The organism is Pseudomonas sp. EA_105y_Pfl2_R69 (assembly GCF_963970915.1).
Taxonomy (GTDB): Bacteria; Pseudomonadota; Gammaproteobacteria; order Pseudomonadales; family Pseudomonadaceae; genus Aquipseudomonas.
In genome coordinates, this window is the sequence record NZ_CAXAOO010000007.1 from 81,223 (window position 1) to 102,860 (window position 21,638).

19 protein-coding genes are annotated in these 21,638 nt (G+C 64.3%); 8 read left to right on the forward strand and 11 right to left on the reverse strand.

Translation table 11 applies throughout. The features are described 5' to 3' along the window. Positions 1–129: 129 nt before the first annotated feature. Positions 130–1,152, reverse strand: a complete 1,023-nt coding sequence (locus tag AACY13_RS18565; RefSeq protein WP_339463061.1) for an AraC family transcriptional regulator — start codon at positions 1,150–1,152, stop codon at positions 130–132. A 55-nt stretch (positions 1,153–1,207) separates the two neighbouring features. After that, positions 1,208–2,158: a LysR family transcriptional regulator gene (locus AACY13_RS18570; RefSeq protein ID WP_339463062.1), complete on the reverse strand. Its 951-nt coding sequence runs from the start codon at positions 2,156–2,158 to the stop codon at positions 1,208–1,210. 273 nt (positions 2,159–2,431) lie between these two features. Here AACY13_RS18570 and AACY13_RS18575 point away from each other — a divergent pair, with 273 nt between their 5' ends. From AACY13_RS18575 to AACY13_RS18605, 7 genes are all read left to right on the forward strand, one after another. Continuing rightward, a complete protein-coding gene (locus AACY13_RS18575; RefSeq protein ID WP_339463063.1) occupies positions 2,432–4,135 on the forward strand; it encodes an AMP-binding protein in 1,704 nt (567 codons plus the stop codon). 102 nt (positions 4,136–4,237) lie between these two features. Continuing rightward, on the forward strand, positions 4,238–5,749 hold the full coding sequence (locus AACY13_RS18580) for a CoA-acylating methylmalonate-semialdehyde dehydrogenase (RefSeq protein ID WP_339463064.1): 1,512 nt from the start codon (positions 4,238–4,240) through the stop codon (positions 5,747–5,749). A gap of 50 nt (positions 5,750–5,799) precedes the next feature. After that, on the forward strand, positions 5,800–6,573 hold the full coding sequence (locus AACY13_RS18585; protein WP_339463065.1) for an enoyl-CoA hydratase: 774 nt from the start codon (positions 5,800–5,802) through the stop codon (positions 6,571–6,573). Positions 6,574–6,601: 28 nt separating this feature from the next. Beyond that, positions 6,602–7,498 (forward strand): 3-hydroxyisobutyrate dehydrogenase, encoded by an 897-nt coding sequence (gene mmsB, locus AACY13_RS18590; RefSeq protein WP_339463066.1) that lies wholly within the window; start codon positions 6,602–6,604, stop codon positions 7,496–7,498. Beyond that, on the forward strand, positions 7,495–8,589 hold the full coding sequence (locus tag AACY13_RS18595) for an enoyl-CoA hydratase/isomerase family protein (RefSeq protein ID WP_339463067.1): 1,095 nt from the start codon (positions 7,495–7,497) through the stop codon (positions 8,587–8,589). Before mmsB ends, AACY13_RS18595 begins: the two co-directional genes overlap by 4 nt. Before the next feature lie 26 nt (positions 8,590–8,615). Continuing rightward, positions 8,616–9,767, forward strand: coding sequence for an acyl-CoA dehydrogenase (locus tag AACY13_RS18600; RefSeq protein WP_339463068.1), 1,152 nt, complete (start codon positions 8,616–8,618; stop codon positions 9,765–9,767). A gap of 106 nt (positions 9,768–9,873) precedes the next feature. Further along, positions 9,874–10,521, forward strand: coding sequence for a TetR/AcrR family transcriptional regulator (locus AACY13_RS18605; protein WP_339463069.1), 648 nt, complete (start codon positions 9,874–9,876; stop codon positions 10,519–10,521). Here the strand turns inward: AACY13_RS18605 and AACY13_RS18610 are convergent. From AACY13_RS18610 to AACY13_RS18650, 9 genes are all read right to left on the reverse strand, one after another. After that, a complete protein-coding gene (locus tag AACY13_RS18610; RefSeq protein ID WP_339463070.1) occupies positions 10,495–10,884 on the reverse strand; it encodes a MerR family transcriptional regulator in 390 nt (129 codons plus the stop codon). The genes AACY13_RS18605 and AACY13_RS18610 overlap by 27 nt on opposite strands. Positions 10,885–11,135: 251 nt before the next feature. Continuing rightward, positions 11,136–12,374, reverse strand: a complete 1,239-nt coding sequence (locus tag AACY13_RS18615) for an OprD family porin (RefSeq protein ID WP_339463189.1) — start codon at positions 12,372–12,374, stop codon at positions 11,136–11,138. Between the two features lie 237 nt (positions 12,375–12,611). Beyond that, positions 12,612–13,616, reverse strand: coding sequence for a branched-chain amino acid ABC transporter permease (locus AACY13_RS18620; protein WP_339463071.1), 1,005 nt, complete (start codon positions 13,614–13,616; stop codon positions 12,612–12,614). Between the two features lie 3 nt (positions 13,617–13,619). Next, entirely contained in the window at positions 13,620–14,507 is an 888-nt protein-coding gene (locus tag AACY13_RS18625) for a branched-chain amino acid ABC transporter permease (RefSeq protein ID WP_339463072.1), read from the reverse strand. 73 nt (positions 14,508–14,580) lie between these two features. Continuing rightward, complete coding sequence (locus AACY13_RS18630; protein WP_339463073.1) at positions 14,581–15,795, reverse strand: ABC transporter substrate-binding protein; 1,215 nt, start codon at positions 15,793–15,795, stop codon at positions 14,581–14,583. A gap of 102 nt (positions 15,796–15,897) precedes the next feature. Next, on the reverse strand, positions 15,898–16,620 hold the full coding sequence (locus tag AACY13_RS18635) for an ABC transporter ATP-binding protein (protein WP_339463074.1): 723 nt from the start codon (positions 16,618–16,620) through the stop codon (positions 15,898–15,900). Beyond that, positions 16,617–17,393 carry an ABC transporter ATP-binding protein gene (locus AACY13_RS18640; RefSeq protein WP_339463075.1) on the reverse strand — a complete coding sequence of 259 codons (777 nt, stop codon included), beginning with the start codon at positions 17,391–17,393 and terminating at the stop codon, positions 16,617–16,619. The genes AACY13_RS18635 and AACY13_RS18640 overlap by 4 nt, the downstream gene beginning before the upstream one ends. A gap of 422 nt (positions 17,394–17,815) precedes the next feature. Further along, on the reverse strand, positions 17,816–18,406 hold the full coding sequence (locus tag AACY13_RS18645; protein WP_339463076.1) for a peroxidase-related enzyme: 591 nt from the start codon (positions 18,404–18,406) through the stop codon (positions 17,816–17,818). Positions 18,407–18,571: 165 nt separating this feature from the next. Further along, on the reverse strand, positions 18,572–20,254 hold the full coding sequence (locus AACY13_RS18650; RefSeq protein ID WP_339463077.1) for an AMP-binding protein: 1,683 nt from the start codon (positions 20,252–20,254) through the stop codon (positions 18,572–18,574). Positions 20,255–20,415: 161 nt separating this feature from the next. Between AACY13_RS18650 and AACY13_RS18655 the strand changes: the two genes are divergently transcribed. After that, positions 20,416–21,579, forward strand: a complete 1,164-nt coding sequence (locus AACY13_RS18655; protein WP_339463078.1) for an isovaleryl-CoA dehydrogenase — start codon at positions 20,416–20,418, stop codon at positions 21,577–21,579. Positions 21,580–21,638 lie beyond the last annotated feature (59 nt).

The window sequence follows — 21,638 nt, forward strand, 5'->3', positions numbered from 1 at the left end:
GCTGTAAATGAGCAGTACTCGCTTTGCTCGCCCCTCAGGGGCCGCACTAAAGTGCGTTAGCCGCAAGCGGCTTTCCGAGCCTGTTTCTAACGCAGTAGGGCCGACGCGCAGCAGATCGTAAGCAGGTTTTCAGTCCGGGCTATGCAGGGCGCGGTATTGCCCCGGCGTGGTGCCGGTCCACTTCTTGAACGCCTTGTAGAAGGCGCTGGTATCTGCGAAACCGAGGTCGAAGGCCAGTTCGCTGAAGTTGCTCGCACCGCTGTCCAGCCGGGCGATGGCCAGGTCGCTGCGCACCTGGTCCTTGAGCCCCTGATAGGACTGCCCCTCCCCGGCCAGCTTGCGCCGCAGGGTCGAGGGGGCCATATAGAAATGCCCGGACAGGGCGTCGAGATCGGGCCAGCGTTCCGGTTTGAGGCTGCGCAGATAGACCTTGATCCGCGCGCCCAGACTCTGCGGGTCGCGGTAGCGCACCAGGATATTGCCCGGCGCGCCGGCCAGAAAGCGCTTGAGCTCGCGCTCGCTGCGCCGCACCGGCAGGGCCAGGCAGTCGGCGTTGAATAGCAGGCGGTTCTGCGGACGCTCGAAGCGCAGGTTGTCACTGAACATCACCCGGTAGTCGCCGCAATAATCCGGGGCGGCGCAGCGCAACTCGACGCCGAGGATGGCGATGCGCCGCCCGGCCAGCCAGCAGGCCAGGCCGTGCAACATCAGCCACAGGGTGAAGCAGGCGAAGGCCCGGCACGCTGGCCCGCCCTTCTCGTCGAGCACGATCTGCGCCAGGCTGCCCTGGCGCTCCAGGCGCGGCTGCAGGCCGTCGAAGATCAGGCCGAGAAAGCTCAGCATGCTCTCCAGCGCGCGGCCCACGTCCGCCTCCTGCAGCGCGGCATGGGCCATATAGGCGAAGCTGCCGGACTTCATGCGTCGCCCGTCCATGCCGAAGAACTCGTCGTCGGCCGCTGCGGCGATAGCCCGCCACAACCGTGCATAGGCCTGCGCCGACACCCGCGCGTAGGGCCGCTGCAGCTGTGCCGGGGCGATGCCGGCCTGCTCCAGCAACGGTGCATCGGCCAGGCCCTGGCGGCGGCGCTCGAACAGCGCTTCGCCCACCAGCTGCACGGAAATGGTGCCTTTTTCGTTGCTGCCACTGGTCATGGCATGGCCTGCCGAGCGTTTGCCGGTCCGGCTTGCAACGCCAAGCTCGGCTCGATCATGCGCATGGCAGATAGCTCATCTCACGGGACTCGCCCATCAACAATGGCTGGTTAAGGTCGGCGCAGGCGCGCAGGTACTCGGCCGCCAGGGTGACCCGCTTGAGCCTGCGCAAATCCTCGCTGTAGGACATCCAGAACTGGCGAATCACGTCCACCTCGCCCGGCAACACCTCGCACAGGCGCGGGTCCGGACCGGCCAGAAAACTCGGCAGGATGGCCATCGCCCGGCCCTGCAGCGCGGCGTGATACTGGGCGATCACGCTGGTGCTGCGCAGGTGGCTGATAGCCCCCGGCAGCAGGTCGTTGAGGTAGAGCAGTTTGGAGCTGAACGCCAGGTCATCGACGTAGGTAACGAAGGGGTGGCCGGCCAGATCGTCGCGTGTATGGATCGGCGCATGACTGGCCAGGTACTCGGGGGTGGCGTACAGGCGCAGGCGGTAATCGCACAGTTTGAAGCAGACATAGGGGCCGCGCTCCGGGCGCTCCAGGGTGATGGCGATATCCGCCTCGCGTCGCGACAGGCTAACGAAGTGCGGCACCGGCAGGATGTCGAGGGAAATATGCGGGTAGCGTTCGAGGAAGCCGCTCATCTGCGCACTGACGAAGCAGCAGCCGAAGGCTTCGGTACTGGCGATACGCAGATGCCCGGAGAGTCCCAGGCTGGTGCCGGAGACCTGCTCGCAGGCGGCCTGCAGGGTGCTTTCCAGCGTTTCGGCATAACCCAGCAGGCGCTGGCCTTCGACGGTGAGGGCGAAGCCGGCGGCGCGCGATTTCTCGAACAACAGCGCCCCCAGACTTTGCTCCAGGGCACGGATGCGCCGCGACACCGTGGTGTAGTCCACCCCCAGGCGACGCGCGGCGGCGCTGGCCGTGCGGGTACGCGCCACCTCGAGAAAAAAGCGCAGGTCGTCCCAGTTGAGTTTGTCGCCCATCGTGCCTTTTTGCATATCACACCGTGCTTTTGTAGTTATGCCTGAGCAATGTTGCACAGATATACGCCATGACTCGTGCCCTGACCAGCCTCCCGGAGCGGGCTTCGTGCTGACGCTAGCGAGCGCGTTGCTGCGCACCTCGCGCCGCCGGAAGCCTGCGCGCAATAAGGAGTTTTTTGCATATCGATCCGGATTTTTTGCACCTTCTTGTTGCGCAAACGCCTATCTATACTCGAACCACAGCTTGATTGCGCCGTACCCCCACAACAACAAGACAGGGCCGGAACCATGAACAGCAACTGCCTTACCTTCCTCGCCGCCCGCGACTTCCTGCTGGCCCACCGCAACGACTACGCCACCGCGGTGCGCGACTTCCGCTGGCCGCAGTTCGAGGAGTTCAACTGGGCACTGGATTATTTCGACACCATGGCCGCGGGCAACCAGGCCCCGGCGCTGTGGATAGTCGAAGAAGACGGCAGCGAGCAGCGTTACAGCTTCGCCGAGCTGGCCGAGCGCTCCAACCGGGTGGCCAACCACCTGCGCGAACGTGGCGTGCGCCGCGGCGAGCGCATCCTGCTGATGCTGGGCAACCACATCGCCCTGTGGGAAACCATGCTCGCGGCTTTCAAGCTGGGTGCCGTGGTGATCCCGGCCACCGCCCTGCTCACCGCCGACGACCTGCGCGATCGCCTCGAGCGCGGCGGCGTACGCCACCTGGTGGTGGGCAGCGAGCATGCCGGCAAATTCGCCGGCCTGGCCGAGGACTGCACGCGTATCTGCGTCGGTGCGCCGGTCGCGGGCTGGATCGGCCATGACCGCGCCGTCGACTACCCCGCCATATTCCAGGCCGATGGCCCGACCCGCGCCAGCGATCCGCTGCTGCTGTACTTCACCTCCGGCACCACCAGCAAACCGAAGATGGTCCTGCACAGCCACCAGAGCTACCCGGTCGGTCACCTGTCCACCCTGTATTGGATCGGCCTGCAGCCGGGCGACATGCACCTGAACATCTCCTCGCCGGGCTGGGCCAAGCATGCCTGGAGCTGCTTCTTCGCTCCATGGAATGCCGGTGCCTGCGTGTTTATCCATAACACCGCGCGCTTCAGTGCCAAGGCCTTGCTCGGGGTGCTGGAGCAATACGGGATCACCAGCCTGTGCGCGCCGCCCACGGTGTGGCGCATGCTGATTCAGGAAGACCTGGCTGGCTATCGCGAGCGCCTGCGCCTGCGCGAACTGGTGGGTGCCGGCGAGCCGCTCAATCCGGAGATCATCGAGCAGATCCAGGACGCCTGGGGCCTGCCGCTGCGCGACGGCTTCGGTCAGTCGGAAACCACCGCCCTGGTCGGCAACACTCCCGGCCAGCCGCTCAAGCCCGGTTCCATGGGCCGCCCGCTGCCCGGCTATCAGGTGTGCATGCTCGACCCCGACGGCCTGCCGGCCAGCGAGGGCGAGGTGGCCCTGCCCCTGGATCCGCAGCCACTGGGGCTGATGCTCGGCTATGAGGACAGCCCGGAGAAGACCGCCGAGGTGATGCGTGGCGGTTACTACCGTACCGGCGACACCGCGGCCATCGACGCCGACGGCTATATCACCTTCGTTGGCCGCGCCGACGACGTGTTCAAGGCCTCCGACTACCGCATCAGCCCCTTCGAGCTGGAGAGCGCGCTGATCGAGCACACGGCGGTGATGGAAGTGGCCGTGGTACCCAGCCCTGACCCCGTGCGCCTGGCGGTGCCCAAGGCCTTCGTCATCCTCACTCAGGAACAGACCGGCGACGCCGTCCTCGCCGAGCAGATCTTCGCCTTCGCCCGCGAGCACCTGGCCCCTTACAAGCGGGTACGGCGCATCGAGTTCGTCCTGGAGCTGCCCAAGACCATCTCCGGCAAGATCCGCCGCGTCGAGCTGCGCCAGCTCGAAGTGCAGCGCCGTCAGGGCGACGGCCGCGCCGCACTGGAGTTCTTCGAGGAAGACTTCCCCCAGCTCAAGGGCTGACCCGCAGGCGCGGCAGACGCCGCGCCCTCCCCCGACAAATCCCACGCGGCCATGCTGCCGCGGGGCCCCGTTCAACTCACTAAAACCAGGCAGGAACCCCAGATGACCGCTCATTCCTCCATTGCCAACGTGAAACTGCTGATCGATGGCGAACTCGTCGAATCCAAAACCACTCAATGGCGCGACGTGGTCAACCCGGCCACCCAGCAAGTGCTGGCCCGCGTGCCCTTCGCCACCGCCGAGGAAATGAACGCCGCGGTGGCCAGCGCCGCCGAGGCCTTCAAGACCTGGCGCAAGACCCCGATCGGGGCCCGCGCGCGGATCTTCCTCAAGTACCAGCAGCTGATCCGCGAGAACATGAAAGAGCTGGCCGCGCTGCTCACCGCCGAACAGGGCAAGACCCTGCCGGACGCCGAGGGCGACATCTTCCGCGGCCTGGAGGTGGTCGAGCACGCCGCCAATATCGGCAACCTGCAGATGGGCGAGCTGGCCAATAACGTCGCCGGTGGCGTCGACACCTTCACCCTGCATCAGCCGCTGGGCGTGTGCGCCGGTATCACCCCGTTCAACTTCCCGGCGATGATTCCGCTGTGGATGTTCCCGATGGCCATCGCCACCGGCAACACCTTCGTCCTCAAGCCGTCCGAGCAGGACCCGCTGGTGACCATGCGCCTGGCCGAGCTGGCCATGCAGGCCGGCGTGCCCAAGGGTGTGCTCAACGTCATCCACGGCGGTGCCGAGGCGGTCAACCTGCTCTGCGATCACCCGGACATCAAGGCCGTGTCCTTCGTCGGCTCGACCAAGGTCGGCACCCATGTCTACAACCGCGCCACCGCCAACGGCAAACGTGCGCAGTGCATGATGGGGGCGAAGAACCACGCCATCGTGCTGCCCGACGCCAACCGCCAGCAGACCCTCAACAACCTGCTCGGAGCGGCCTTCGGTGCCGCCGGTCAGCGCTGCATGGCGCTCTCGGTGGTGATCCTGGTCGGCGAGGCGCAACAGTGGTTGCCCGAGCTGATCGAGAAGACCAAGACCCTGAAGATCAATGCCGGTGCTGAGCCGGGTACCGATATCGGCCCGGTGGTTTCCTGCGCCGCCCTGGACCGCGTCAGCGGCCTGATCGCCCGCGGCGTCGAAGAAGGTGCCGAACTGCTGCTGGATGGGCGCAACCCGCAGGTGCCGGGCTACCAGGACGGTAACTTCGTCGGCCCGACCATCTTCGCCGGCGTTACCCCCGCCATGAGCATCTACCGCGAAGAGATCTTCGGCCCGGTGCTGTGCGTGATGCAGGCCAAGACCCTGGACGAGGCCATCGCCCTGATCAACGCCAACCCCAACGGCAACGGCACCGCCCTGTTCACCCGCTCCGGTGCCGCCGCCCGCCGCTTCCAGGAAGACATCGACGTCGGCCAGGTGGGCATCAACGTACCGATCCCGGTGCCGGTACCGCTGTTCTCCTTCACCGGTTCGCGCGCCTCCAAGCTCGGCGACCTGGGCCCTTACGGCAAGCAGGTGGTGCAGTTCTACACCCAGACCAAGACCGTCACCCAGCGCTGGTTCGACGAAGACGAAGTCGGTGGCCCGGTCAACACCACCATCACCCTGAAATAAACCGCCAGGGCCGGGGCCTGTGCTCCCGGCCCGCTTCAGGAGAGCGCGACATGCAATTTGAAACCCTGCTGATCGAGGTGCGCGAGCGCGTCGGCCTGATCACCCTCAACCGCCCGCAGGCGCTCAATGCGCTGAACAGCCAGTTGATCGCTGAGCTGAACCAGGCGCTCGACCGCCTGGAGGCCGATGCGGGCATCGGCTGCATTGTCATCACCGGTTCGGCCAAGGCCTTCGCCGCCGGTGCCGACATCAAGGAAATGCTCGAGCTGGGCTACCCGCAGATCTACCTGGACGATTTCTTCGCCGCCGCCGACCGCATCGGCACTCGGCGCAAGCCGCTGATCGCCGCGGTGGCCGGCTACGCCCTGGGCGGCGGCTGCGAGCTGGCGCTGATGTGCGACTTTATCTACGCCGCCGACAACGCCCGCTTCGGCCTGCCGGAACTGGCCCTGGGGGTGACCCCCGGCATCGGCGGCACCCAGCGCCTGACCCATGCCCTGGGCAAGGCCAAGGCCATGGAGCTGTGCCTCACCGGCCGCCAGTTGGACGCGGCAGAAGCCGAGCGCGCCGGCCTGGTGGCCCGCGTGTTCCCCGCCGCCGAGCTGCTGGAGCAGACCCTGCAGGCGGCCCAGGGTATCGCCGCCAAATCCCTGCCGGCCAGCATGCTGGTCAAGGAGTGCGTGGGCCGCGCCTTCGAGCTCGGCCTCAGCGAGGGGGTGCGCTTCGAACGCCGGGTGTTCCACTCGCTGTTCGCCAGTCACGACCAGAAGGAAGGCATGAGCGCCTTCGTGGAAAAACGCCAAGCGCAGTTTCAACATCGCTGAGCCCCCCAAAATCACAGAGGTATTCACCATGCATATAGGTTTTCTAGGACTCGGCAACATGGGCGGCCCGATGGCCCTTAACCTGCTCAAGGCCGGCCACAGTCTGACCGTGTACGACCTGTCGTCGGCCTCCCTGGCGCGCCTGGTCGAGGCTGGTGCCACGGCCGCCGCTTCGCCGGCCGCCATCGCCCAGGGCGACGCCGAACTGATCATCACCATGCTGCCCGCCGCCGCCCATGTGAAGTCCGTGTACCTGGGCGACAACGGCCTGCTGGCCCATGTCCGGCCCGGCGTCCTGCTGATCGACTGCTCGACCATCGACCCGCTCAGCGCCCGCGAAGTGGCCAAGGCCGCCGCCGCACACGGCAACCCCATGCTCGACGCCCCGGTTTCCGGTGGCACCGGCGGCGCGACGGCCGGCACCCTGACCTTTATGGTCGGTGGCTCGCTCGCCGACTTCGACCGTGCCCAGCCGATTCTCGCGGCCATGGGCAAGAACATCGTGCACTGCGGCGACGCCGGCAACGGCCAGGTGGCCAAGGTCGCCAACAACATGCTGCTCGGTATCTCCATGATCGGGGTTTCCGAAGCCATGGCCCTCGGCGTGTCCCTGGGTATGGATGCCAGCGTGCTGGCCGGCATCATCAATACCTCGAGCGGACGCTGCTGGAGCTCGGACACCTACAATCCCTTCCCCGGCGTGCTGGAAAGCGCACCGGCCGCCCGTGGTTACAGCGGCGGTTTCGGTACCGACCTGATGCTCAAGGATCTCGGCCTGGCCAGCGAAGCGGCCAAACAGATCGGTCAACCGGTGATCCTCGGCGCCCTCGCCCAGCAGCTCTATCAGAGCTTCAGTGCCCAGGGCAATGGTGGCCTGGACTTCTCCGCGATCATCAACCTGTACCGCAAGGACGCCTGCGCATGAGCGAAATCGAGGCACCGGTTCTGGCGGCCGTGCGCAACCGCATCGGCCACCTGACGCTGAATCGTCCGGTCGGGCTGAATGCCCTGACCCTGCCCATGGTGCGTTTGCTTCTGCAGCAGTTGCATGCCTGGGAACAGGATCCGCAGATCCTCGCCGTGGTGTTGCGCGCCAGCGGCGAGAAAGCCTTCTGCGCCGGCGGCGATATCCGCATGCTCTACGACAGCCACCAGTCGGGAAGCAACCAGCACGAGATCTTCCTCGAAGAGGAATATGCCCTCGACGAATACATCCACACCTACCCCAAGCCGATCATGGCGCTGATGGACGGCTTCGTCCTCGGCGGCGGCATGGGTCTGGTACAGGGTGCCGCGCTGCGGGTGATCACCGAACGCACACGCATGGGCATGCCGGAAGTGGCCATCGGCTTCTACCCGGATGTTGCCGGCAGCTATTTCCTGCCGCGTCTGCCGGGCGAGCTGGGCATCTACCTCGGCGTCAGCGGCCTGCAGGTACGCGCCGCCGATGCGCTGTATGCGCGCCTGGCCGACTGGTGCCTGCCGAGCGAGCAGATCGCCGAACTGGATCGCGGCCTCGACAGCTTAAGCTGGACCGCTCCCCCGCGGGACGCCTTGCGCAGCCTGCTCGCCACCCTGGCCGTGAGCACGCTGCCATGCTCGGAGCTGAAGGCGCTGCGCCCGGCCATCGATGCCTACTTCGCCCTGCCCGACCTGGCGTCGATACGCGCGGCGCTGCTGGCAGAAAACCGCCCCGAGTTTCAGGACTGGGCCGAGGAAACCCTCAAGGTGCTCGACAGCCGCTCGCCGCTGGCCATGGCCGTGACCCTGGAACTGCTGCGCCGCGGGCGCGATCTGCCGCTGGTCGACTGCTTCGCCCAGGAACTGCACCTGGACTACCAGTGGTTCGCCAAGGGTGACCTGATGGAAGGCGTGCGCGCCCTGCTTATCGACAAGGACAAGAACCCACGCTGGAATCCGGCCACCCTGGCAGAGCTTGATCCTGCACGGGTGCAGGCCTTCTTCGCCGGTTTCAAGCCTGCCGCCGGCCAAGCCCGGCGCACCGTCAGCGCCTGAGCCCCACAGCACAAGAGAGAGACCCGATGCACGACCTCGAACTGAGTGAAGAGCAACGCATGATCCGCGACATGGCCCGTGACTTCGCCCGTCGCGAGATCGCGCCCAAGGCCCAGGCCATGGAGAAGGCCGGCTGGATCGACGACGCCCTGGTGGCGCAGATGGGCGAGCTGGGCCTGCTCGGTATGGTGGTGCCCGAAGAATGGGGCGGCAGCTATATCGATTACGTCGCCTATGCCCTGGCCGTGGAGGAAATCTCCGCCGGCGACGGTGCCGTCGGCGCGCTGATGAGCATTCATAACTCGGTCGGTTGCGGCCCGCTGCTGAAGTTCGGCAGCCAGGCGCAGAAGGATGTCTGGCTCGCGGACCTGGCCAGCGGCCAGGCGATTGGCTGCTTCTGTCTGACCGAGCCGCAGGCCGGCTCAGAAGCCCACAATCTGCGCACCCGCGCCGAGCTGCGCGACGGCCACTGGGTGCTCAACGGGGCCAAGCAGTTCGTCAGCAACGGCAAACGCGCCAAGCTGGCCATCGTCTTCGCCGTCACCGACCCGCAGTTGGGCAAGAAGGGCCTGTCGGCCTTCCTGGTGCCGACCGACACCCCAGGTTTCACCGTCGACCGCAGCGAACACAAGATGGGCATCCGGGCCTCCGATACCTGCGCGGTGACCTTGAACGATTGCCGCATCCCCGCCGAGAACCTGCTCGGCGAGCGTGGCAAGGGACTGGCCATCGCCCTGTCCAACCTGGAAGGCGGGCGCATCGGCATCGCCGCCCAGGCCCTCGGCATCGCCCGCGCCGCCTTCGAGGCGGCCCTGGGGTATGCCCGCGAGCGGATCCAGTTCGGCAAACCGATTGGCGAACACCAGAGCATCGCCAATATGCTCGCCGACATGCACACCCAGCTGAATGCCGCGCGCCTGTTGATCCTGCATGCCGCGCGGCTGAAGAGCGCTGGGCAGCCCTGCCTGTCGCAGGCCTCGCAGGCCAAGCTGTTCGCCTCGGAGATGGCCGAACGGGTGTGTTCCAAGGCGCTGCAGATCCACGGCGGCTACGGCTATCTGGAGGACTACCCGGTGGAGCGTTACTACCGCGACGCGCGCATCACCCAGATCTACGAAGGCTCCAGCGAAATCCAGCGCCTGTTGATCGCCCGCGAGCTGGCCCACTACCCGCTGTAAACGGCCACTGGCCAAATCGCTCAGGCAAACCGAGCGCTGGCGACCTGGGTTTTTATCACCCGGGCCGCCATGCTCGGTGCTCGCCCACCACGTGCCGAACACCGCCATGCCAGTCACCCAGCCCTGCTCCGATCCATCACGCTATCAGTCCACCCGCAACCAGGCTCTGCGCCTGTTCGCCGAACGCGGCTTCAGCCGGGTCAGCATGCGTGAACTGGCGGACTACCTGGGCATCAGGCCCGGATCGATCTACAACCACATAGAGAGCAAGGAAGCGCTGCTGTTCGAATTGATCGAAGAGCTCTACGAGGAGTTGTTGCATGCTGCCAGCCAAGTCTGTCGGCAGGCTGCGACCCCAGCCGAGCGCCTGCACGGGCTGCTCGAGGCGCACCTGCGCTTGCACACGAGCATGGCCGCGCATTTCCGTCTTGCCGAGTACGACAGCCACTGCCTGGACAGCGAGCAGCAGGCGAAGATACGCAGGCTTCGCGCGTGCTACGCGCAGCAGCTGGTGGAAAGCGTGGAGCGGTTTACCGGGCAGCCGGTCGGCAGCAACCGCCGCGCCGCGCTGAACGGTATCGTGACCCTGCTCAACCAGTTGCCCGCCTGGATCGAGGCCCCGCAGATGAACAGGCCGGCACGCCAGGAGCTGCTGCGCGACATGGCGCTGAGCGCACTGCACGGTGCCTTGCGGGCCACCCAGGAGCAAACCGCACAGGTCGATGCTTCAGTCGGTTTCGGCGATGCCCTGTAACGCGGCGCGACAGCGCTCTTCGGCCGTATCCAGCTCCAGTTGCATCTGCTGAATGTCCAGCTGCTGTTGTTCCAGCTGCAGACGCCGCTCGGCGATCTTGCCCAGCATGATATCGAGCTGGTTACGGTTGTCGCCCTGCGGGTCGTACAGCTCGATCAGAGTCTTGCATTCGGCCAGCGAGAAGCCGATGCGTTTGCCGCGCAGGATCAACTTGAGCGCGACCCTGTCCTTGGGCGTGTAGATCCGTTCCTGACCGCGGCGGGTCGGTAATAGCATGCCCTGCTCTTCATAGAAACGAATGGTGCGGGTGGTTACATCCAGCTCGCGCGCCAGCTCGGAAATGCTGTAGGTCTTGGCGGTCATGCTTGATCCTTGGGAATTGTCCATGAGCACTGCCGCGCAGTGACCTCGCGACATGTTCATGACTATGGGTTCTGGAACGCTAACAACTCATTACGTTAACGTCAACGCAGACTCCTCGGCCCTCAGGCAACTAGGATGCTTGGCCTGAACTCGTCCGGTACACCTTATATAGGCGGTGATAAAAAAACCGGGCCACAAGGGCCCGGTAAATTCACACAGGGGAGCAATCGGATCGAGCGAGTAATTCGGTCTTACCAGAGCGGCAGGCTGTAGCTGACAATAAAGCGGTTCTCGTCCAGGTCGCTGCCGAAGTTGCTACGGGTGGTGGCATTGCGCAGACGCAGGCCGAGGTTCTTCAGCGGGCCAGCTTGCACCACATAGGCGATGTCGGTGTTGCGTTCCCAGGTCTTGCCCTCGCTCTGGCCCACGCCGCGATCGACGTTGTCGCCGGACAGGTAGCGGGTCATCAGGCTCAGACCCGGGACCCCCAGGGCGGTGAAGTCATAGTCATAGCGCAGTTGCCAGGAGTGTTCGTCCTGATTGCCGAAGTCGTTGATCTGCACCAGGTTGACCAGCGCGTTGTCGGCACCGGCGACGTAGGCGAAGCCGGTGTCGCCGCTGAGCTGCTGGTAGGCGGCGGTGAAACCGTGCGCACCGAGGCGATAGTTGAACAGCGCGCCGAAGGCATCGTTGTCGACGTTGCTACCACCGTCGTCGCTGGAGCGGGCGTAGCGGATATCTGTTTTGAAGCTCTGCCCTTCGCCCAACGGCAGCTGGTGTACCAGGTTGACCAGATGCTGCTTATAGATACCGTCCAGGCCGCCGTAGTAGTAGCTGGTGGCCAATTCGGGGGTCCACTGATAGCGGCCGCCGGCGAAGAGGAATTCGTCGCTGGTCTTGCTGCTGCCCAGCACGATATTACGCTTGCCGCCGTTGAACACGCTCAGTTCCTGGTTATCCGAGGAATCGCGCTGGTTGACCCGGTCTACTCGGCCGAGGTCCAGGCTCAGGCCTTCCACCTCGCTGCTGTTCAGCCAGGCACCGCGAAAGGTCTGCGGCAACAGACGACTGTCGTTGCGCATCAGCGCCGGCAGTACCGGCTGCAGAGTGCCGAGTTTGAGCGTGCTGTTCGACATGCGCAGCTTGGCGGTCAGGCCCGCCTCGCCGTATTCATCCTGAGCACGCTTGGGGGCCTCGCGGTCGCTCTTGAGGATGCCGGTGCCGACCCGATCGGGGCTGGAATCGAGCTTGATGCCAAGCAGGCCGATGGCGTCGAAACCAACCCCGACAGGCCCCTCGGTGTAACCGGACTCGAAGCGCAACATAAAGCCCTGGGCCCATTCTTCGGCCTTGCTCTGCGCCGCGCCGTCCTGGCGAAAGTCGCGGTTCATATAGAAGTTGCGCATATCCAGCGCAGCCTTGCTGTCATCCAAAAACGCGGCCGAGGCCGGGGCGCTAACACCGATGGCCGCGGCCAAGGCGGACAGCATCAATACCTGGGTAGGTCTAAGTACGTACATAGCTCTCTCTTCTTGTAGGTGGGTAATGCACCAACCCCAAACAGCCCACAGCGGCGCAATACCCGGCTAAAGCCGGCACAACCGGCCAGTTCCCACAGGGTTTCCCCTGGGTGCTAGACACCCCTGCCGAAGGCTCGGCTGGGCGAATTTGGCAAACAGCATCCCGCGCCGCGGACCGAGGTCCGCGCCGTGAGCGACTAAGGGGGGTTAGAAGTTGCGCCGCGCCAGCTTGAGCACCCAGCCGACGATGCCAACCCGGAACAGCAGCACACAGAGGACGAAGATCACGCCGAGAATCACGTGCACCCACTCGCCCAACGGACCGTTGGACAGATAGCTCTGCAGGGTGACCACCACGGCGGCACCAACGAATGGACCGAGCACGGTGCCGACACCGCCGAGCAGGGTCATCAGGATCACCTCGCCGGACATATGCCAATGGGCGTCGGTCAACGAGGCCAGCTGGAACACCACTGTCTTGGTCGAGCCAGCCAGGCCGGTCAGTGCCGCGGAGATGACGAAGGCCAGCAACTTGTGCGCATCGACGTTGTAACCGAGGGAGATGGCCCGCGGCTCGTTCTCGCGAATCGCCTTGAGCACCTGCCCGTAGGGCGAGTGGATGGTGCGCTGGATGATGGCGAAGCCGAGCACGAACACCGCGAGGACGAAGTAGTACAGGGTCAGATTGTCGTTCAGATCGAACAGGCCGATCAGCTGACCACGGGGCACACCGTGCAGCCCATCCTCGCCACCGGTGAACGGTGCCTGCATATAGATGAAGAACACCAGCTGGGCCAACGCCAGGGTAATCATGGCGAAGTAGATGCCCTGACGCCGGATCGCCAGCAGGCCGAAGCCCAGCCCCAGCAGGGTCGAGGCCAGGGTTCCGGCGAGAATCCCCAGTTCGGTGCCCAGGCCGCTGTACTCGCTGAGCAAGAAGCCGGTGATATAGCCGCCGGTGGCGAAAAATGCGGCATGGCCGAACGACAGCAAACCGGCATAACCGAGCAACAGGTTGAAAGCACAGGCGAACAGGGCGAAGCACAGCAGCTTCATCAGAAATACCGGATACACCGCCAGCGGCGCGACCAGCGCTACACCGAACAGGGCCAGGTAGAACCAGCGCTTGCGCCGTACGGCGGCTTGCTCGCGCTGCTGGACCACCTGCGTTTGCAGGACCCGGGCCCCGGCTTTGATTTCCAGACTCGTCATCTTTTATGCCTCCTTACCGAAGAGTCCCGCGGGACGGACCAGCAGTACGATCACCATGACCAGAAACACCACGGTGTTGGCCGCCTCGGGGTAGAACACCTTGGTCAGCCCCTCGATCAGGCCCATGGCCAGACCGGTGACGATGGCCCCCATGATCGAGCCCATGCCGCCGATGACCACCACGGCAAACACCACGATCAGCAGGTTGGCCCCCATGGTCGGGGTGACCGAGTAGATCGGCGCGGCCAGCACCCCGGCGAAAGCCGCCAGAGCCGCGCCGTAGCCATAGGTCAGGGTGATCAGCAGCGGCACGTTGATGCCGAAGGCCTGCATCAGCTTGGGATTTTCGGTGCCGGCACGCAGGTAGGAGCCCAGGCGCGTGCGCTCGATCATGAACCAGGTGGCCAGGCACACCACCAAGGCGGCTACCACCACCCAGGCGCGGTAGGTGGGCAGGAACATAAAGCCGAGGTTGTAGCCGCCCTTGAGCTGCTCCGGCATCGGGTAGGACAAGCCCGAAACACCGAACAGCTTGACGAAGCTGCCCTCGACGATCAGCGCCAGGCCGAAGGTCAGTAGCAGACCGTAGAGGTGATCCTCGCCGGCTATGCGCCGCAGCAGCCCCCGCTCGATCAGCATGCCGAGGGCCCCCACCAGCAACGGAGCCAGCACCAGCGCGGCCCAGTAGTTGACGCCCAGGTAGTTGAGGCCGAGCACCGCGGCGAAGGCCCCGAGCATGTACTGCGCGCCATGGGCGAAGTTGATGATCCGCAGCAGCCCGAAGATGATCGCCAGGCCCAGGCTGAGCAAGGCATAGAACGCCCCGTTGATCAGGCCCAGGAGCATCTGACCGAACAGCACGCTCAGGGGAATGCCGAATAGCATAGTCATGGTTTACCACCCGCTGAAAGTCCGTGACACCCGGCCATGCGCGGCCGGGTGAATAGCTGGGGTTAAATGCCGATCAGTTCTGCGACAGCAGCGAGCACTGGCTCGCGGCCAACGGGCGGAAGGCCTCGCTCCCGGGGATGGTGCGCACGATCTTGTACAGGTCCCACTCCCCCTTCGACTCGGCCGGTGTCTTGACCTGGGCCAGGTACATGTCGTGGACCATTCGCCCGTCGGCGCGGATGCTGCCATTCTTGGCGAACATGTCGTTGATCGGAGTGGCCATCATCTGCGCCCGCACCGTCTGCGCGTCATCGCTGCCGCTGGCCTTGATCGCGTTGAGGTAGTGCAGCGTGGCGGAGTAGATGCCCGCCGGCACCATGCCCGGCATCTTGCCGAAGCGCGCGTGATAGCGCTTGGCCCAGGCACGGGAGTCTTCATCCATGTCCCAGTACCAGCCGGTGGTGAGCATCAGCCCCTGGGTCACGTCCAGGCCCATGGCGTGGATATCGTTGAGGAACACCACCATGCCGGCCAGCTTCTGCCCGGACTGAGCGACGCCGAACTGGCTGGCGGTCATCAGTGAGTTGACCGTATCGGCACCGGCGTTAGCCAGGGCGATCACATCGGCACCGGAACCCTGGGCCTGCAAGATGTAAGAGGAGAAGTCGCTGCTGGGGAACGGATGACGAACCTTGCTGACGACGCTGCCACCATCGGCCTCGACGACCTTGGTGATGTCCGCCTCCATCGCGTGGCCAAAGGCGTAATCGGCGGTGAGGATAAACCAGCTCTTGCCGCCATTGGCCAGCACCGCCTTGGCCGTGCCGTTGGCCAGGGCGTAGGAGTCGTAGGTCCAGTGGATATGATTGGGCGAGCAGTATTCGTTGGTCAGGCTGGAGGCCGCCGCGCCGGAAATCAGCGCCAGCTTGCCGGCCTGCTCCACCACCTTGCTCGCCGCCAGTACCACCGAGGAGGCAACCATGCCGGTAACCATGTCGACGTTGCGCTCATCGACCCACTGACGCACGGTATTGGCCCCGACATCCGGCTTATTCAGGTCGTCGGCGCTGAAGATGACGATCTTCTTGCCATCGACCTGGCCACCGAAGTCCTCGACCGCCATTTTCAGCGCTTCCAGGCCACCCGGCCCGGAAAGGTCGCGGTAGGTGCCGGACATGTCGGCCAGGTAGCCAATACGGATTTCATCGTCGCTGAACTGCGCCTGGGCGGCGCTGGCAATCAGGCTGGTGGCAAAGATGGTGCTTGCAGTCTTCTGGAACAGATTCATCTCGTTACCTTCCACAGTTATTGTTGTTGTACCGGGCAAAGCAACCCCGACACGGCGGGCTGGGCCACGCCGTACTGCATGTTTCGAGGGGTGAAACCGGGTTTAGACGCCTAGACAGCGGTGCAGCAGGTCCTGCTTGGAATCCAGCTCGGCAGCGCCGATTTCCTCGACAATCTGGCCGTGGTCCATCAGGTAGTGCCGATCGGCCAAGGGGGCGGCGAAGCGGAAGTTCTGCTCCACCAACACAATGGTCAGGCCCTTGTTCTTGAGCTTGATCAGCACCTCGGCGAGCTTCTGCACGATCACCGGGGCCAGGCCCTCGGTGATCTCGTCGAGCAGCAACAGGTTGGCACCGGTGCGCAGAATGCGCGCCATGGCCAGCATCTGCTGTTCGCCGCCGGACAACCGGGTGCCCTGGCTGAAACGCCGCTCATAGAGGTTGGGGAACATCTCGTAGATTTCATCAAGGCTCATGCCACCGCTGCGCACCATCGGCGGCAGCAGCAGGTTCTCCTCGACATTGAGGCTGGCGAAGATGCCGCGCTCTTCGGGGCAGAAGCCGACGCCCAGACGCGGAATCAAATGTGCGGCGATACCCAGGGTCTCGTTGCCATTGATCACGATCGAGCCGGTACGCCGGCCGACCATATTCATGATGGCGCGCAGGGTGGTGGAGCGTCCCGAGCCGTTGCGCCCGAGCAGGGTCACCAGTTCGCCGCGCCTAACCAGCAGGTCGATGCCGTGCAGAATGTGCGATTCACCGTAGAAGGCGTGCAGGTCGTTGACCCGCAGCTGTTCGTAATCCGGGGTGTGCAGACTGGTCATGCGTGGCCCTCCTCGAGAACGGCCGCTTCGCTGCCCAGGTAGGCCTCGCGCACCAGGGGGTTGGCTGACACGCTGGCGTAGTCGCCCTCGGCGAGAATCGCGCCACGGGCCAGCACGGTGATGCGATCGCACAGCTGGCTGACCACCCCGAGGTTGTGTTCGACCATCAGCACGGTGCGCCCCACCGCAGCGCGGCGTACCAGGCCGATGACCATCTCCACGTCCTCGCCGCCCATGCCCTGGGTCGGCTCGTCGAGCAGCAAGACGGCTGGATCCAGCGCCAGGGTGGTGGCCAGTTCCAGAGCGCGCTTGCGCCCGTAGGGCAGTTCGATGGTCAGGGTGTCGGCGAAATCGAGTAGCCCCACCTCGTCGAGCATCTGCAGGGCGCGCTCGTTGAGGGCGTCGAGGCTGCGCTCGGACTTCCAGAAGTGAAAGGAGTTGCCCAGCTTGCGCTGCAGGGCCACGCGCACGTTCTCCATCACGCTCATGTGACCGAATACCGCGGAAATCTGGAAGGAACGCACCAGGCCGAGTCGGGCGATCTGGTTCGGCTGCAGGCCGGTGATCACCTGGCCCTGATAGAGAATCTCGCCGCTGCTGGGCGCGAGGAACTTGCTGAGCAGGTTGAATACCGTAGTCTTGCCCGCCCCATTGGGTCCGATCAAGGCATGGATATGGCCCTTCTGCACGCGAAGATCGACCGAATCCACCGCGGTAAAGCCGCGAAATTCCTTGGTCAGGCCGCGTGTTTCCAACACGAACTCTGGTGACATGTGAAGCCCTCTAACCTTGATTGTTGTTATCGGTTATGGCGCTACTGACACTATTACCTTTACGTAAACGAAAACATTATACGAAAGTCTAATACAGACTCATTGGTCTATATCTGACCAAGCGAAGCGGACCACGGATAGCGATTGAAGGCAGAGACTGCGCTGTTCATCCGCCCTGCCCTTGTCTTGCATGCCTGGCCCAGGGCATCAATCGCCCTCGGTAAACCGGGTGAAATCGAGTATACGCAGGCGCAAATGAAATAATACCCTGTAAAAAATCAGGTACGTTGTGCAAAAAAATCATATCTACATGGGCGAAACCAGCACCTGCCAGCCGCCTCCGAGGCTGCCCTCGGCTCGGCCAGCTACTGCCGCGGCGGTGTCGCGGCGAGGCCCAAGCGCAGCGCCTTTATCCAGCGCTGTCAGCGCGCGGCTCTGGGTACCCGCCCCATCAGGTAGAACTCGGGATTTGGCGGCGTGCCTGCCAGCGATACCAGGCGATTGGACAGGCTGAAGAACGCGCTGATGGCACCTATATCCCAGATATCGTCGAGACTGAAGCCGACTGCCTGCAGACGCGCCTGCCAGTCACCATCCAGCCCGCCACGCTCCAGCCCGACGTGGAAGGCGAAGTCGAGCATCAAGCGCTGACGCTCCTCGAGCGGGGCCGTGCGATGGTTGATCGCCACCTGATCTGCCAACAACGGGTCCTTGCTGTAGATACGCAAGACTGCGCCATGGGCAATCACGCAGTACAGACAGCCATGGCGGGCGCTGGTGGCGACCACGATCATCTCTTTTTCCGACGGCGTCAGGCTGTCTGACTCACGCTCCATCAGGGCATCGTGATAGGCGAAGAAGGCGCGGAACTCGTCCGGGCGGTGGGCCAGCATAAGGAACACGTTGGGCACGAAGCCGGCCTTCTCCTGCACCGCGAGTATCCGCTCGCGCAGGTCGTCCGGCAGTTGTTCGAGTGTGTCGGGCAACGGAAAGTGGCTAATGGCGGAGCACATGGCAAAGTCCTTGTTTGAACGTCCGTAGAAAAGTCCCGAATGATTGTCTGGTGCACAGGGGCTGTCGGGAATGTCTGGCCCCAGGGTCGCCGCCTACAGCGGGCGGCAGACTGACCGCTATAGGCTGTGCTTTCGCCCCTAGGCCTGCTCGCCTCGGGGCGCGTGCTATTGCTTCGGAGCGATCCCCAGGCGCGCAATCGTGAGCTCGCGCATGCGAAACTTCTGCACCTTGCCGGTTACCGTCATCGGGAACTCGTCGACGAAGAGGAAGTGACGCGGCACCTTGAAGTGGGCGATGCGCCCGCTGCAGAACGCCGCCAGGCTCGCCGCATCGAGCTCATGTCCCGGATGCAGCTTGACCCAGGCGGCGATTTCCTCGCCGTACTTGTCGTCGGGAATACCCACCACCTGCACATCGGCCACCGCCGAATGGCCGAACAGGAACTCCTCGATCTCCCGCGGATAAACGTTCTCGCCGCCGCGAATGATCATGTCCTTGTTGCGCCCGACGATGCTCAGATAGCCCGCCTCGTCCATCACCGCCAGGTCGCCGGTATGCATCCAGCGTGCGCTGTCCAGCGCCTCTCGGGTCGCTTCGGGGTTGTTCCAGTAGCCCAGCATCACGCTGTAGCCCCGCGTGCACAGCTCGCCGATCTGCCCACGCGGGACGATACGGCCCTGCTCGTCGACCACCTTGCTCTCCAGATGCGGCTGGGTGCGCCCCACGCTGCTGACCCGCTTTTCCAGGTCATCGTCCGCCGCGGTCTGGGTCGACACCGGGCTGGTCTCGGTCATGCCGTAGGCGATCTGCACCTCGGCCATGTGCATTTCCTTGATCACCCGCTTCATCACCTCGATCGGGCAGGTCGCACCGGCCATGATCCCGGTACGCAGGCTGGACAGGTCGAATTCGCCGCGCCGCGGGTGATCCAGCTCGGCGATAAACATGGTCGGCACGCCGTACAGCGCGGTGGCCTTCTCCTCGGCCACGGCCGCCAGGGTCGCCAGCGGGTCAAAAGAGGCATCTGGATAGATCATGGTTGAGCCGTGAGTCAGGCAGCCCAGGTTACCCATGACCATGCCGAAGCAGTGATACAGCGGCACCGGGATCACCAAGCGGTCAAATTCGGTCAACCCCTGGCTCTCACCGACCATATAGCCGTTGTTGAGAATGTTGTAATGACTGAGCGTGGCCCCCTTGGGGAAGCCTGTGGTGCCGGAGGTGTACTGGATATTGATCGGATCGTCGAACTGCAGCTGGGCGCTGCAGGCGCGCAACTGCTCCGCGCCAACTGCCTCGGCGTGCTCGAGCAGCGCGTTCCAGCCGAGCATACCGGTGGCCGGCGTACGGCCCAGGCTGATCACCCCGCGCAGCTCCGGCAGCATGCGGCTGTGCAGGTCGCCTAGGGCACTGCCAGCCAGTTCCGGCAGCAACTCGCCGAGCATCGCATGATAGTCGGACGTCTTGAACGCATCGGCGCAGATCAGCCAGCGGCAGCCGGAATGCTTGAGTGCATATTCCAGTTCGCTGAGGCGGTAGGCCGGGTTGATATTGACCAGAATCACCCCGGCCTTGGCACTGGCGAACTGGGCGATGCACCACTCGGCGCAATTCGGTGCCCAGATGCCCAAGCGCTCGCCCGGCTGCATGCCGATGGCCAGCAGTGCACGGGCGCAACGCTCCACCTGCTCGGCCAACTGCGCCCAGCTATAACGTAGCTGTTGATGGCGCACCACCAGCGCCTCGCGCTCGGCAAAACGCGCAACGGTCTGATCGAACGCAGCGCCAATAGTCATAGCCAACAAGGGCTTGTCCTGTGGGCCGCGGGTATAGCTGAGTGAAGTCATACAGTCCTCGATTTTGTGCTTGTTCTGAGGCGAGCGTTCGAGCTTCAACTTAAATACAGGAGTTGACAGCTTACGCAGTCATCTTTACGTTAACGTAAAGGTCGGCAACCTGACAACCTATACCAAATGCCGAGCCAGATAACGACAATCAAGGTGAGACCATGAGCTACCCGTCCCTCAACTTCGCCCTCGGCGAAACCATCGACATGCTGCGCGAGCAGGTGCAGTCCTTCGTTGCCGCCGAGCTGGCCCCGCGCGCCGCCGCCATCGACAGCGACAATCTGTTCCCCGCCGATATGTGGAAGAAGTTCGGCGATATGGGCCTGCTCGGCATCACCGTCGAGGAAGAGTCCGGCGGCTCCGGCCTGGGCTACCTGGCCCATGTGATCGCCATGGAAGAGATCAGCCGCGGTTCGGCCTCGGTCGCCCTGTCCTACGGCGCGCACTCCAACCTCTGCGTCAACCAGATCAAGCGCAACGGCAGCGCCGCGCAGAAGGCCAAGTACCTGCCCAAGCTGGTCTCCGGCGAGCACGTCGGTGCCCTGGCGATGAGCGAGCCGAACGCCGGCTCCGATGTGGTCAGCATGAAGCTGCGCGCCGACAAGCAAGGCGACCGCTATGTGCTCAACGGCAGCAAGACCTGGATCACCAACGGTCCGGACGCCAACACCTACGTGATCTACGCCAAGACCGACCTGGACAAGGGCGCGCACGGCATCAGCGCCTTTATCGTCGAGCGCGACTGGAAGGGTTTTTCCCGCGGCAGCAAGTTCGACAAGCTCGGCATGCGCGGCTCGAACACCTGCGAGCTGTTCTTCGATGACGTCGAGGTGCCGGAAGAAAACGTACTCGGCCAGCTTAACGGTGGTGTACGGGTGCTGATGAGCGGCCTCGACTACGAGCGCGTGGTGCTCTCCGGTGGACCGACCGGGATCATGCAGGCCTGCATGGATGTGATCGTGCCCTATATCCACGACCGCAAGCAGTTCGGCCAGAGCATCGGCGAGTTCCAGCTGATCCAGGGCAAGGTCGCCGATATGTACACCCAGCTCAACGCCAGCCGCGCCTACCTGTACGCCGTGGCCCAGGCCTGCGACCGTGGCGAAACCACCCGTAAGGACGCCGCCGGGGTGATCCTCTACAGCGCAGAACGCGCCACCCAGATGGCCCTGGATGCGATCCAGATTCTCGGCGGCAACGGCTATATCAACGAATACCCCACCGGCCGTTTGCTGCGCGACGCCAAGCTGTACGAGATCGGCGCCGGCACCAGCGAGATCCGCCGCATGCTGATCGGCCGCGAGCTGTTCAACGAAACCAAGTGACCCGTAGGGTGCGCCGCGCGCACCGCAAATATCGCCATGGTGCGCACGGCGCACCCTAC